The sequence below is a fragment of the Amycolatopsis sp. NPDC114504 genome, from assembly GCF_055633595.1.
In genome coordinates this window covers 582726-596857 of record NZ_JBVKDU010000004.1, presented here as the reverse complement: position 1 = coordinate 596857, position 14132 = coordinate 582726, and the positions used below count along the sequence as shown (strand labels likewise).

10 protein-coding genes are annotated in these 14132 nt (G+C 75.4%); all 10 read left to right on the top strand.

Going from position 1 to position 14132, the window contains the following annotated elements; translation table 11 throughout:
• Positions 1–24 precede the first annotated feature (24 nt).
• Complete coding sequence (locus ACZ7PG_RS32410; RefSeq protein ID WP_155547004.1) at positions 25–279, top strand: phosphopantetheine-binding protein; 255 nt, start codon at positions 25–27, stop codon at positions 277–279.
• Positions 276–1514 (top strand): beta-ketoacyl-[acyl-carrier-protein] synthase family protein, encoded by a 1239-nt coding sequence (locus ACZ7PG_RS32405; RefSeq protein WP_470242936.1) that lies wholly within the window; start codon positions 276–278, stop codon positions 1512–1514. The genes ACZ7PG_RS32410 and ACZ7PG_RS32405 overlap by 4 nt, the downstream gene beginning before the upstream one ends.
• Before the next feature lie 15 nt (positions 1515–1529).
• Positions 1530–2585, top strand: a complete 1056-nt coding sequence (locus ACZ7PG_RS32400) for a beta-ketoacyl synthase N-terminal-like domain-containing protein (RefSeq protein WP_470242935.1) — start codon at positions 1530–1532, stop codon at positions 2583–2585.
• Positions 2582–2980 (top strand): 3-hydroxyacyl-ACP dehydratase FabZ family protein, encoded by a 399-nt coding sequence (locus ACZ7PG_RS32395; RefSeq protein ID WP_470242934.1) that lies wholly within the window; start codon positions 2582–2584, stop codon positions 2978–2980. Before ACZ7PG_RS32400 ends, ACZ7PG_RS32395 begins: the two co-directional genes overlap by 4 nt.
• On the top strand, positions 2977–3465 hold the full coding sequence (locus tag ACZ7PG_RS32390; protein ID WP_470242933.1) for a 3-hydroxyacyl-ACP dehydratase FabZ family protein: 489 nt from the start codon (positions 2977–2979) through the stop codon (positions 3463–3465). Before ACZ7PG_RS32395 ends, ACZ7PG_RS32390 begins: the two co-directional genes overlap by 4 nt.
• Positions 3462–4214, top strand: a complete 753-nt coding sequence (gene fabG / locus ACZ7PG_RS32385) for a 3-oxoacyl-[acyl-carrier-protein] reductase (protein WP_470242932.1) — start codon at positions 3462–3464, stop codon at positions 4212–4214. Before ACZ7PG_RS32390 ends, fabG begins: the two co-directional genes overlap by 4 nt.
• Before the next feature lie 18 nt (positions 4215–4232).
• Positions 4233–4952, top strand: a complete 720-nt coding sequence (locus ACZ7PG_RS32380) for a DsbA family protein (protein WP_470242931.1) — start codon at positions 4233–4235, stop codon at positions 4950–4952.
• Between the two features lie 338 nt (positions 4953–5290).
• A complete protein-coding gene (locus tag ACZ7PG_RS32375; protein ID WP_470242930.1) occupies positions 5291–8248 on the top strand; it encodes a helix-turn-helix transcriptional regulator in 2958 nt (985 codons plus the stop codon).
• A gap of 250 nt (positions 8249–8498) precedes the next feature.
• Complete coding sequence (locus ACZ7PG_RS32370; RefSeq protein WP_470242929.1) at positions 8499–11285, top strand: AAA family ATPase; 2787 nt, start codon at positions 8499–8501, stop codon at positions 11283–11285.
• Positions 11279–14020 carry an AAA family ATPase gene (locus tag ACZ7PG_RS32365; RefSeq protein WP_470242928.1) on the top strand — a complete coding sequence of 914 codons (2742 nt, stop codon included), beginning with the start codon at positions 11279–11281 and terminating at the stop codon, positions 14018–14020. The genes ACZ7PG_RS32370 and ACZ7PG_RS32365 overlap by 7 nt, the downstream gene beginning before the upstream one ends.
• Positions 14021–14132: the final 112 nt, after the last annotated feature.

Here is a 14132-nt window from a genome sequence, read left to right as displayed (position 1 = left end):
CCCCGAACCGAAGGAAGAACGAAGATGACCAGTACCGAAACTTCCACGCGCACCGCCCGGATCAAGGAGATCGTCTGCGACGTCCTGGAGATCGACGAGGACGAGATGACCCCGACCAGCCTCTTCATCGACGACCACGGCGCCGACTCGCTGCTCGCGATCGAGATCCTCGCGCTGCTCGAGAAGGAGTTCAAGGTGACCATCGAGCAGGCCGAGCTGCCGCGGATGGTGAACCTGACCGCCGTGCACGAAGTGGTCGCAGAGAGCGCGGGCTGGTGACCGGCCACCGGGTGGTGCTCACCGGGCTCGGCGCGCTGTCGAGCATCGGCCTCGGCGCCACCGAGTTCGCGGCCGGCCTGCGGGCCGGGCGCAGCGGCGCCCGGGACATCACCGGCTTCGACACCACCGGGTTCGAGCACTCCCGCGGCTGCGAGGTGCGCGGGTTCGAACCCGGCGACTGGATCCGGAACCTGCCGGTGGAGTCGCTGGGCCGGGCCACCCGGTTCGCGGTGGCCGCGGCCCGGATGGCCCTCGACGACGCCGGCCTGGCGCCCGAGGACCTCCGGTCCCGGCGCGGGATGGTCGCGGTCGGCACCACCGACGGCGAGTCGAACGAGCTCGACGAGCTCGCCGCGGCGGGGATCGCCGGCGGGCCGGAGTCGCTGACGCCGCAGCAGGTCCGGCGGGTGCCGCCGAGCCGGCTCTCCACGGCGATCGCCCGGGAGCTGGAGCTCGGCGACGTCGAGGCGACCACCATCGCCACGGCGTGCTCGGCGGGCAACTACGCGCTCGGCTACGGCTTCGACGCGGTCAAGGCGGGCGAGGCCGAGTTCGCGCTGTGCGGCGGCGCGGACGCCATCTGCCGCAAGACCTTCGCCGGGTTCTACCGGCTGGGCACGATCGCGCCGGACAACTGCCGCCCGTTCGACATCGGCCGCAAGGGCATCCTCACCGGCGAAGGCGCCGGGGTGCTCCTGCTGGAGACGCTGGACTCCGCGCTCGCCCGCGGCGCCCGGATCCACGCCGAGGTGCTCGGGTACGGCCTGAACTGCGACGCCTACCACCAGGTGGCGCCCAACCAGGACGGCGTCGCGCAGTGCATGCGGCTGGCCCTCGAGGACGCCGGGCTCGACCCGGCCCAGGTCGACCTCGTCTCCGCGCACGGGACGGGCACGAAGGCCAACGACGTCACCGAATGCGGTGCCATCCACGACGTCTTCGGTGCCGACGCCCCGCGCACGGTCTCGCTGAAGTCCATGCTCGGCCACACCATGGGGGCGGCCAGCGCGCTCGCCGCGATCGCCGGCGCGCTGGCGATCCGCGAGGGCTTCGTGTTCCCGACCATCAACCACGTCGAGACCGACCCCGAGTGCGCGGTCGACTGCGTGCCCAACCACGCCGTCGACGCCGAGATCGACGTCGTGCAGAACAACGGGATGGCGTTCGGCGGCAACAACGCGAGCGTCGTCCTCGGCCGCTACCCGGCGCTGGCCGGGTCCGGCCGCGCAGCCTAGTGAGGGAGTGAGCAGATGAGCGCAACGGCGACCGGCGCGGTGATCACCGCGTGGTCCGCGGTGTCGCCCTTCGGGATCGACCACAAGCATTTCCTGGACGGGCTGCGCAGCGGCGAGCCCGCCCGGAACACCGCGCGGGCCGAAGGCGGGGTGCCCGGCGAAAGCGGCCACGCCGTCCCGGACTTCGACATCCGGGAGGTGCTGGGCCGCAAGGGAACCCGGGCCATGGACCGGGTGACCGCGCTGGCGGTCACCGCGGTGGGGCAGGTCTTCGACGCCGGGGCCGCGCCCGGCGGCACGGGGCTGGTGCTCGCCACCAGCGGGAGCACCCAGAGCATGATGGACTTCACGCGGTCGTCGCTGCTGGGGGACAAGCCCTACCACGTCGACCCGGCCCGGATGCCCAACACGGTGATGAACTGCGCCGCCGGCCGCTGCGCGATCTGGTACGGGCTGAACGGGCCCAACGTCACCCTGGCCAGCGGCCGCGTTTCGGGCCTCTCGGCGTTCCGCTACGCGACCCGGCTGCTCGCCCGCGGGCGAGCCGACACGGTGCTGGTGGGCGGGGCCGAGGAGTACTCCGCCGACCGGGCGTGGCTCGACTTCCACAGCCGCGAGGACGGGCCGGCCCCCCGGCCGCTCGGCGAGGGCGCCTGCATGATGCTGCTGGAGCGAGCCGAGACCGCGGTCGCAGGCCGGCCGCAGGCTCTCGCGATCACCTCGCGGGTCTTCACGGCCGACGACCTGCGCGCGGCGTTGCGCGACTGCGTGCTCGCGGCGCTGGTCGAGGCCGGCGTCGCCCCGGCGGCGGTGGACGTCGTCGTGCCCTCCGGGGCGGGCGGGCGGACCGGCGCGCAGGAGAACGAGGTCCTCGACGAGGTGTTCGGCGTGGCCCACCGGCTCGACGTCGGCGCCCTGATCGGGGACACCGGCGCCGCGTCGGCGTGCTTCGGGGTGGTGGCCGCGCTCGGTGAGGCCGAGACGGGGGCGCGGGTCGCCGTGGTGACGTCGGCCGACGCCGACGGGTCCGTGGCGTGCGGCGTCTTCCGGCTGGCGGGGGACGAGCGTTGACCGGGACGGCGAGCCCGGTCCGGGGCGCGGTGGAGGTGCTGGAGGCCGGCGTCCGGGCGGACGGCGGCTGGCACTCGAAAGCCCGCTTCGGGGTCCGCGAGATCGAACCGGTCTTCGCGGGCCACTACCCGGGACTGCCGCTGTTCCCGGGCGTCTGCCTGGTCGAGTGCGTGCACCGCGGCGCGGTCGCGGCGCGGCCGCCCGGCACCGGGGAGCTGCGGCTGGCCGAGCTGGGCTCCGCCCGGTTCGTCTCGGCGGTGGTCCCGGGCGACGTGCTCGAGCTGGCCCTGGACTGGCGGCGCGAGGACGGCGGCTGGCGGGTCTCGGCCAAGATCGGCACCGCGCGCGGCCGGGCGGCGAGCGTCCGGCTGCACTACGCGGAGGACCCGGCGTGATCGGCGGCGCGGGGGTGCGGGAGCTGCTGCCGCACCGGTACCCGATCCTGCTGGTGGACCGGGTGGTGGAGCTGGAACCGGGCGTGCGGGCGGTCACCGTCAAGGCCGTGACGGCGAACGAGCCGTGGTACGCGACGCTCGGCGAGAACGTGGCCGAGGAGCAGCTCGCCTACCCGGACGTGCTGCTCGTCGAGTCCTTCGCGCAGTCGGCCGGGGTGCTCGGCGTCACCGGCGGCGCTTCCGGCGCCGGGCGGGTGACGCTGATCGGCGCGGTCTCCGGGGTCCGGTTCCACGGCAAGGTCTTCCCGGGCGAGTTGCTGGAGCACCGGCTGCACGTGGTCCGCGTGTTCGACGACAGCGCGATCGTCGCCGGGGAGAGCACGGCCGGCGGGCGCCGGGTGCTGAGCGTGGAGCGCATGACGCTGGCGTTCCGGCCCGAGGCGGACCTGGACACGATCGAGGAAAACGGGACGGGAGAGGGATGAGCGAGGAGAGAGACGCGCCGCGGGTGGCCCTGGTCAGCGGCGGGTCGCGCGGGATCGGTGCGGCCGTGGTCCGGCGGCTGGCCGAGGACGGCTGGGACGTCGGGTTCTGCTACCGCTCCGACGAGCGGGCGGCGACCGAGGTGGAGAAGCTGGCCGGGGAGTCCGGCGTGCGCGCCCTGGGGGTGCGCGTCGACGTCGGCAACGCGGCCGAGGTGCGGGACTGGGTGGACCGCGTCGAAGGGGAGCTGGGCCCGGTCGGGGTCGTGGTCACCTCGGCCGGGATCACCCGCGACCAGCCCCTCGCCCTGATGTCCGACGAGCAGTGGAACGACGTCGTCCACACCAACCTCGACGGCGTTTACCACGTCTGCCGCCCGGCGGTCTTCGCGATGATGAAACGGCGCGCGGGCTGCGTCGTGAACCTGTCGTCGGTTTCCGGGGTCTACGGGAACGCGACGCAGACGAACTATTCGGCCAGCAAGGCCGGGATCATCGGGTTCACCAAGGCACTGGCCAAGGAGGTCGGCCGGTACGGCGTCCGGGCGAATGCCGTCGCACCGGGGATCATCGACACCGAGATGACGCGCGTGATGACGGAGTCCGCGCGCGAGAAGATGCTGAAGGCAATTCCGCTGCGGCGGTTCGGCACGGCGGACGAGGTGGCCGATCTGGTTTCCTTCCTCGCCTCGCCGCGCGCGGCCTACGTCACCGGTTCCGTTTTCCAGATCGACGGCGGAATCACCGTCTGAGTGCGAAGGAGTCCGTTCATGGCGCGCAGGAACGCGCAACCGCGGTGGTACTTCTCCCTGCGGAGCCCGTATTCGTGGTTCTGTTACCGGGAGCTGCTGGAAACCGAGCCGGCGGTGCTGCACGCCGCGGAATGGATCCCGGTCTGGGAACCGGACCCGCTCTCGGAGCGGATGCTCGCCGAACGCGGCGTCGAGCTGCCGGTGGTGCCGATGTCGCGGGCGAAGAACTTCTACATCCTCCAGGACACCCGGCGGCTCGCGAAGGAGCGGGGCCTGCCGATGATCTGGCCGGTCGACCGGGCGCCGGTGTGGGAGGTCGCGCACCTGGCCTACCTCGCGGCGACCGACGAGGGCATGGGCCGCCCGTTCCTCGACCGCGTCTGCGCGGCGCGCTGGGAGCGCGGGGAGGACATCTCCGACCCCGCGGTGATCGGCGCGGTCGCGGCGGGGCTCGGCCTCGACCCGGCCCGCTACGCCGGGGCGGTGGACGACGAAGGGTTGCGCGAACGGGGGATCGACGTCCTCGAACGGGTGGCCGACGAAGGCGTCTTCGGCGTCCCGATGTTCGTGCTGGGCCGGGAGAAGTTCTGGGGCACCGACCGGCTCGGCCGGTTCCTCGAAGCCTGGCGGGCCCGCGCCGCCACCGCACCCGCGGAATCGGGCTCGGATGAGCGGCGGGAATTCCCCGAGCTGGCCAAGGCCGTCTCGGACGGTGGACACGCGGGCGGCTGCGGTTAGCCGAAAGTTGACGCACGAGCCAATCGAAAGTTGACAAACGGACAAAGGCCGCGTGCCCCGTTCAGTGGATTACGCGCGAGTAGGGGGCGGATTTCCGGTCAGGTGACCGGAAAGTGAAAGGCGAAAGAATTTCAAATACATTTCCTGCCCGTCCGGGACAGGGTTCTTGCCCGCGGTTACCCGGCTTCCCCTGATTCGCCCGTGTTGGCCCTTGTCCGCCTGACGGCCTTGTGATTTCTTGGACTTCGATCACGGACTGTCGCAGCGGGCGCACCCAGTGGAGCGGTCTTCGTTCGCCCCGGGGTGGGCGCCTGCCCAGCGGAAACGGTAGGTGGCACTTGGCTTCCCGGACCCCGTTCTCCCCGCCGCCGGCCAGGCTGGTGGGGCGTCGGCGAGAACTCGACCGCGTCACCGCGAGCCGGCGGCAGGCCGGGGACGGCCACGGCCACGCACTGCTCGTGCGCGGCCCGGCGGGGATCGGCAAGACCAGCCTGCTCGCCGCGGCCCTCCACGACGCGGCGGCGGACCTGCCGGAGCCGGGCCGGATCCTGACGGCCTCGGCCGCGCGGAAGGACGCGAACACCGCGTACGGCGTCGTCCGGGAGCTGTTCGCCCCCTTGGGGTTGACCGGCGAAGCGGGCGAGTCGCTGCTGCAGGGCAGTGCCCGGTTCGCCCGGCACGCACTGACCACGGACGCGGTCGCGGAACCGCCCGCCGTGAGCTCCTACGCCGTGCAGCACGGGCTGTACTGGCTGGCCGCGTCGCTCGCGACCCCGGGGCCGCTGCTCCTCGTCGTGGACGACGTGCAGTGGTGTGACGAAAGTTCACTCCGCTGGCTGGAGTACCTGGTGCGCCGCGCCCAGGACCTCCCGCTGCTCGTCGTGCTGGCGCAGCGGAGCGGGGAAGCGATCCCGGCCGATGGGACGCTCGCCGAGATCGCGGGTGCGCACGACACGCGGACCCTCGACCTCGGCCCGCTGCCGCTCGCCGCGGTGGCCGAGCTGATCCCGGAGCCGCTGGCCACGCGGGACGGCCTGTTCGCCCGCACGTGCCTCGCCGAGACCGGCGGGAACCCCTTGCTGCTGCGCCGGATGCTCGGTGAGCTGACCCGGGCGCGGGCCGGCGACGAGCCGGTCTCGCTGTCCTCGCTCGCCGGCTCGGGCCGCGCCGTCCTGGCGACGTCGACACTGGACCGGCTCTCGGCGTCCACCCGCGCCGTCGCGATGGCCGTCGCGGTGCTCGGGGACGACGAGCCGGACTTGCTCGCGAAGCTGGCGGAAGTACCCGGCGCCGTCGTGTCGGCGGCCCTGGAGACGTTGCAGGCACACGAAATCCTGCTCGACGGCACCCGCGAGTTCGTGCACGAGCTGGTCCGGGCCGCGATCCTCGACGCCGGGGGCGCCGGCGAGCCGGCCCAGTGGCGTCGGCGGGCCGCCCGGCTGCTCAGCGACGCGGGCCGGCCGGCCGAGGAGGTGGCGGGGCACCTGCTCCTGCTGCCGGAGCTGGACGAGGGGTGGATGGCCGGCATCATGCGGGAGGCGGCGAAGAGCGCCACCGGCCGCGGCGCGCCCGGCACCGCGGCGCGGTACCTGAAGCGGGCGCTGGCCTGCGCGGGCTTTCGGGGGCTCCGGGAGGCGGAGCAGCCGGCCCCGGGCGAAGCCCCGGATGTCGCAGACGGGGGCTTTCGGGAGCTCCCGGCCCGGGGCGAAGTCCCGGATGTCGCAGGCCCCGCCGACGTCGGCCTGCTGCTGGAGCTGGCGGCCGCGCTGGCGCCGGCGGAACCGGTCGCGGCGTTCGACCTGCTGCAGCGGGCGCGCGGGCTGGCGGTGGACGTGCGGGAGCGGGCGCGGATCGCCGTCCGGCTCGGCATGGTCGCGTTGGCCGTCCAGCGGGCGCCGGAGGCGGTGACCGTGCTGCGCGACGTGGCGGCCGAGCTGGACACCCGGCTCGGCGAACCGCGGTCCGTCGCCGACGCCGGGCTGCGCACGCTCGTCGAGTCGATGGCGCTGATCACCGGTCTGGACCAGGTGGGCACGGTGCCCGCCGCGCTCGCCCGCGTCCGCGAGCAGCCCACGCCGGCGGGCGACGACCCGGCCGAGTGCCAGCTGCTGGGGATGCGCGCGGCGGCGCGGGCGCTGGAAGGCGATTCGGCGGCGACGGCGGCCGCGGAGGCGACCCGGGCGCTGCGCGTCGACCCGGCCGGGCTGGGCGGCTGGGCGGCGCTGGGTGCGGGTCTCGCGCTCCAGCTGGCCGACGAGCTGAAACCGGCGCAGGACGCGCTGGGCCGGTTGATCGAGCACGCGAGCGGCGCGGGCGACGCGTGGACGTACTGCCTCGCGCAGTGCACGCGGGCGATGTTCTGGCACTGGGCGGGCGACCTGACGGAGGCCGGCGCGGACGCGCAGGTCAGCTTCGACCTGGCCCAGCAGGAATCCTGGGGCGAGACGACCACGATGCCGCGGATCGCGCTGGCGACGGTACTGGCCCCGCGCGGCGACGCGGCCCGCGCGGAGGAGCTGCTCGACGGCATCACCCGTCCGCGGCTCGACCGGTTCGCGCTGGAGTACCACTGGTACCTCATGGCGCGAGCGCAGGCGCGGGCGGCGCTCGGCGACCCGTCCGGTGCCTTGGAGTACTTGCGCACGTGCGGCGAAAGCCTGGCGGGCGCGGGGATGGCGAACCCGGTGTTCGTCCCGTGGTGGCTGGACGGCGCGTGCCTGCTGGCCGAGTCAGGTCGTCTGTCGGAGGGCCGGGAGCTGGCCGAGCACGGCCGCGAGCTGGCCGCCCGCTGGGGCACGCCCCGCGCGGTGGGCATGGGCCTCCTCGCGGCGGGGGTGACGACCGCCGGCGCCGAGGGCGTCGAGCTGCTGACCGAGGCGGTCCGGACCCTGGAGGGCGGGCCGGGTCTCCGGGAGCACCAGCGCGCGGAGTACTTGCTGGGCCGGGCATTGCTGGCCCGCGACGACCGCAAGGGCGCGCGAGAGCACTTGAGGCGAGCGGCGGACGGCTGCACCCGCACGGGCGACCGCCTCCTCCTCGACGCGGCGCGGACGGCCCTCCTCGCCGCCGGGGGCCGCCCGGGCCCTCAGGGAGGCTCGGCCCTCGACACCTTGACGGGTAGCGAGCGCCGAGTGGCGGAGCTGGCCGCCGCCGGCGACGGCAACCGCGCGATAGCGGAGGCACTGTTCGTGACGGTGCGCACGGTGGAGATGCACTTGACGAGCGTGTACAAGAAGCTGAACGTCGGCGGGCGAGCGGATTTGGCCGCCTCGCTGTCTCGGAGGGACCCGAGGTGACGGGCGGCGGAAGAGGTGCCGGGGCGACCCGTCCCGCTCTCGGCGCCCGCCTTGCGGGTCGCGTGATCGCTTGCGGCGGTTTCGAGTGGGGTGCGCCGGGCGCAGGCCGCTTGGTCGGCTGCGGCTGCGGCTGCGGCTGTGGTGCCGGGCCGAGCCGGCCTGCTTGCGCCGCCGGCCCCGGGCATCCCGCGCCGCGCTCCCAACCCGCCGCCCTCCGTCCACATCGGACTCCGACGGGCTGGTGCGGGGGATGACCGTGCTCACCGGGGCTCCCGGGGCCGAGCTGCTCGCCGAGCGGGTCAGCGAAACCGCGCTGCTCACCGGCCTCCTCACCGATCTCGAACACGGCAAGTCCGGCATCGCCGTCGTCACCGGGCTGCCCGGGACCGGCCGCACCAGCCTGCTCTCCCTCCTCGCCGCGCGGGGGCAGGACCGGCCCGTTCAAGTGCTCAGTGCCCGGGGCTCGCTGACCGAATCCGCGCTGCGGTTCGGGGTCGTCTCGCAGCTGGCCTCCGCGCTGCCCGATCGGGCCGTGGCCCGCGCTCTGGGTGAGCTGCTCGCCGGGGGTGCCCCCGGGGATCCCGGGTCGCCCGAACTGTGGCATCCCTTCGTCGAGGCCGCGCGGCGGCGGCCCGTGCTTCTCCTGCTCGACGACGCCCACCTGATGGACGACAGCTCCAAAGCCTGGCTCGGCGCCCTGCTGCGGCGGCTGTGGCAGGTGCCGCTGCTGGTCGTCATCACCGGGGCCGGCGTCGTCCTTCCCTTCTTCGACCAGGAAACCGCCGAACCGTGGCAGCTGTCCGGGCTCAACTGGCACGCGACCCACGTCGTCCGGTTGCGGCCGCTGAGCCGGTCCGGGGTCGCCGAGGTCGTGCGCGCGCACGGGGCCGGGCCCGGCGGCGACGACTTCGTCACCGAGCTGCACGCCGCCACCGGGGGCAACCCCGCCCTGGTCCGCGTGGTGCTCGACCACTGCCGGACCGATCCCGAGCCCGGCGCACGCCCCGAGCGGCTGGCCGCCGACGCGCGCCGTGACCAGATGCTCGGGCTGCTCGGCCGGCTGCCCGACGACCTGCGCCGGCTGCTGCGGGCCTTCGTCGTCGCGGGGCACGTGCTCTCGCCGGAACAGCTCGGGCCGCTCGCCGGCCGTCAGACGCTCTCGCCCGCGCGGGCGTGGCGGGTGCTCGTCGGCATCGGGCTCGTGCCGGGACGCGGCCGGTCTGCCGACCCCGGCATCGCGACCTGGGTCCTGGCCGGGATGACCCGCGCGGAGCGGGCCGAGCTGTACGGCGCCGCCGCGGAGCTGGCGCACCGGTGCGCACTGCCGGAGGAGGACGTCGCGCGGCTGCTGCTCGGCGCCGGGCCGGCCGGGACGCGGTGGGCGCTCGACGCACTCCTCACCGCGGCGAGGAACGCCGCCGGCCAGGCCGGCGAAGCGGCCCCGTACTACCGCCGCGCGCTGCGCGAACCCCTCGCCGACACCACCCGCGCGCAGCTCACGCTGGAGCTGGCCGCCGCCGACGGGGCGGCCCCGCACACCGGGGAGGTGCGGCTCGCCCGCGCCGCTTTGACGGCGACCACCGACCGGCTGCTGTGCGAACGGCTGGCCGCGGCGGACCTGCTCGTCACGCGCTGCGCCCCGGAACGGGCGGCGGGCCTGCTCGCCGGGCTCGCCCCCGGGGCCTCGGCGCCCGACCGCGGCTCCCTGGCCGCGCTCCACTGGCTCGCCACCGACTCGCCGGACGGGGTGCCCGCGCTCGGCATCCCGGCGGCGGCCTACGCCGAGGACCGCCTCGACCCGGACCGCGCGGGCGTCGCCGCCTGGCTCACCGCGACCCGGGGCACGGACCCGCGACGCGCGCGGAAACTGGCCAGGGTCGCGCTCACCCCAGGCCGCGGCGGCACCCGTCTCTACGCGCCGCGGATCGCCGCCGCGTGGACGCTCATGGCCACCGACGATCCCTTGGAAGCGGCGGAGGCCCTCGACGGTGTGCTCGCCGACGCGCGCCGCCGGGGCTCGCGGGCCGCGGCCGCGCTCGTTTTGCTCAGCCGCGGCCGGCTCAGCCTGCGGCGAGGACGGGTCGCGGCCGCCGAAGCCGACGCCGAAGCCGCGGTCGAGGGCTACCCGCTCACCCGGTGGCCGCCGCCGATGGCCCGGGCGCTGCTGGGCCTGCAGATCCTGCTCGGCCTGGCCCGCGGTGACCGGGACGCGGCGGAACGGGCGGCCGCGACCCCGGCGCGGGGGACGGCGGCGCGCCGGGGCCGTCACCACCTGGACACGCAGCTGCTGTTCGCCCGCGGCCTGCTCGACTGGACCGGGCAGCGCCCGCGGGCCGCGCTGCACCACTTCCAGGAGTGCGGCCGGATCCTGCTCAGCCGCGGCTGGGTCAACCCGGCGCTGCTGCCGTGGCGCTCGCTCGCCGGCGTCGCCCAGCGCGACCTCGGCCATCCGGAAGCCGCGGAGGAACTGGTCACGGCCGAGTGGGAACTGGCCAGGGCGTGGGGAACCCGGACCGCGACCGGGCTGACCCACCTGTTCGCCGGCATCGCCCTGCCGACGGGGAGCGCGTCGTTCCGGCTCACCCGCGCGGTCGACGCGCTGCGGGACTCGCCGGAACGGATCTGGTACGTCACCGCGGTGCTCCGGCTCGCCGAGGCGCAGCTGGACGCCGGCCAGCCGGCCGGGGTGTCCGGCCTGCTGCACGAGGCCGGGCGCCTGGCGAAGGCCTACCGGCTCGACGGGCAGTCCGCGCGGGTGCTCGACCTGACGGCCCGGCTGGCCGCGCAGCCCCGCCCCGCCGGCTCGGCCCAGCGCGCGGATCGCAAGCGCCAAGCCCTGTCGGAGACCTCGGCGCGGGTCGTGGACATGGTGGTGCAAGGGCTGCCGAACGCGGAGATCGCCCGGCGCCTGACGGTCGGCAAGCGGGCCGTCGAGGTGCGGCTCACCCGCATCTACCGGCACTTCGGCATCACCGGGCGTGCCGAGCTGCGGGCGTTGTTCGCGTTGGAGGACGGGGAGTTCGGGACGCCATGCTGATCGAGCGCGACGCCGAGCTGGCGGTGCTGGCCGACCTCCTGGACGCCGGCGCCGGGGGAGCCGGTTCGCTGGCGGTGATCGGCGGGCGGCTCGGCTGCGGCCGCTCGGCGCTCCTGCACGCCGTGGCCGGGCTCGCGGCGGGGAAGGGGATGCGCGTGCTGCGCGCGTCCGCCGCGCCCACCGAGCGCCGGTTCCCGCACGGGGTGGCCCGGCAGCTGCTGGAGCCGCTGGTGGCCGAGGGCCGGGACCTGCCCGCGGAGCTGAGCCTGGTCGACCCGCCCGAGGCGGCGGCGCTCGCGATGGGCCGGCACGCCCTGCTGCACCGGCTGTGGGTGCTGGTCGCCGAAGTCGCGGCGGAGCGGCCGGTGGTGCTGCTCGTGGACGACCTGCAGTGGTCCGACGCCGAGTCGCTGGGCTGGCTGGCCCACCTCGTCAACCGGCTCCGGGCGATGCCGCTGGTCGTCGTGGCCACCGTGCTCGACGGCGACGCCGGTGCCGACCGCCCGGTGGTCGGCGACCTGGTGCGCGCGGCGGCGGTCGTCCTGCAGCCCGGGCCGCTGTCGCCGGCGGGGACGCGGGCGTTCCTGAGCCGCCACTGCGGAGAGCCGGCCGACGAGCAGCTCGCCGTCTCGTGCCGGGAAATCACCGGGGGCAGCCCGATGTTCCTCGGCGCCCTCGCCGACGCGATGCTCGCCGAAGACCTCGGCCCGGCCGACGGGCAGCTCGCCGAGGTGCTGGCGCTGCGGCCGACCGGCCCGTCCCACCACATCGCCCGCTGCCTGCGCGCCCAGCCGACCCGGGTGGCGGAGCTGGCGCGGGCGCTGACGTCGTTCGGCGAGGCCGGCGACGCCGGTGCGCTCGGGCGGCTCAGCGGGCTCGACCCGGCGGACCTCGACGAGGCCGCGGGAGCGTTGCGGCGCCTGGGTTTGCTGGCCGGCGACGGGCTCCGGTTCGCCGGTGCCCGGATCGCCGAAGCCGTCGCGGGCACCATGACCGTGTCCGAACAGGACGAGCTGCGCCTGCGCGCGGCCGAAGTGCTCTACACCGACGGCGCGCCGCTGGAGCGGATCGCCCGGGAGCTGCTCGCGACGACGGCCGAACCGGCGCCGTGGGGCACCGAAGTGCTGCGGGGCGCGGCCGCGGCCGCGGCGGACCGGGGTGAGGCCGAGCAGGCGGCGCAGTACCTGCGGCACGCCTTGCTCTACACGACGTCCGAACGGGGTGTGCTGCTCGCCGACCTCGTCGCGGCCGAACGCGGGCGCGACCCCGGCGCCACGACCAGGCACCTCCAGCAAGCGCTTCCCCTGCTGCGGACCCCGGCCGAGCGGGCGGACCTGCTCTGCCGGGTGCCCGCCCTCGCGACCGCGCGCAGCCGCGAGGAGACCGAGCTGCTGCGCGGCACCCTCGTCGAACTGGCCGCGAACGGCGGCGAGGAGGACCTGCGGGCGCGGCTGGAAGCCCGGCTCTGGCTGCACGGCCAGGACAACTCGAGCACGTTCACGGCGGCGGCGGACCGGCTGCGCCGGCTCGGCCCGGACCCGGCACCGGCCGGTCCGGGGCAGCGCGAGCTGGTCGTCGCGCTCCTGCACGCGGCGACGCAGGCCGAGACGGTGCCGCGGCGGGTGGCCGCCGACCTCGCCCACCGGGTGCTGGGCCGCGAACCCGGCGGTCCGGCCCAGATGTTCACGGTGCTGCCGCTGGTGACCGCGGTGCTGGTGGCGGCCGACGCCACCGAGGGCCTGGAGTCGTGGTTGCTGGCGGCCGCGGAGCCCGGCCAGGGCGAGCCGGGGCTGGCGGCGCTGCAGGCGTGGACGAACCAGGCGAAGCTGTGGGCCGCGACCGGCGCTCCGGTGCGGGCCAGGGACCGCGCGCTCGAAGCGCTCGGGCACGCCGCGCCGGACTGGTCCGCGGTGGTCACCGACTGCGTGGTCCTGCTGGCGCGCTTGGCGATCGAACTGCGCGACGACGAGCTCGCCGTCCGCGCCCGGCAGGCCGCCGGGGACGCGCGGCTCGCGCCGTGGGAGCTGTCGATGGTCCACGGCGCGGTGGCGGTGACCACCGGGGACCTGCCCACCGCGATCGAGTACGTCGAGGACTTCGGCCGTCAGGTCAGCCGGGCCGGCCGGACCAACGTGGCGTGGTACCCGTGGCGTCTGCTGGCCGCGACCCTGCACAGCCGGGCCGGCCGGCGCGCGGCCGCGGCCGAACTGGTGGAGCACGAGTACGAGTGCGCGCAGCGCTGGGGCGCCCCGGCGGCGCTCGGGCGCGCGTTGCGGGCCCGGGCGGCGCTGGCCGCCGGCGCACCGGGGATCCGGCTGCTGCACGAGTCGGTGGCGGCCCTGGCGACGTCGGGGGACCGGCTGGAGCTGGCGAAGTCCCTGATCGCCCTCGGCCGGCGGCCCGGCGTTCCCGACGCGGAGGACCACCTGCGCCGGGGCCGCCGGTTGCGTGTGCTGTGTGACCTGCCCGACCCGGCTCCCGGCGAACACCCGGCCGGCCGCGCCTTCCCGGTCGACCCGGCGTTGACGACGACCGAGCAGCGGATCGTGGAGCTCGTCGCCCGCGGCGGCCGCAACCGCGACATCGCCGAAGAGCTGGGCGTCACGACGAGAGCGGTCGAGAAACATTTGACCAGTGCGTACCGGAAGCTGCGCATCAAGGGCCGGGCGGAGCTGGTGACGGGCACGGCGCCGGTCGCCGGCCACCACGACTTGGCGGACCCGCGCGCGGGATGACTGGGGGTGTCGTGGGGGGGGGAAAAGGTTCTCCCCCCCTTTTTCCCCCCCCACCCCTCTTTTCTAACCACTTGGAAGCTTTTTCCGCCACAAAAGCTTCCGCCCCAACTTT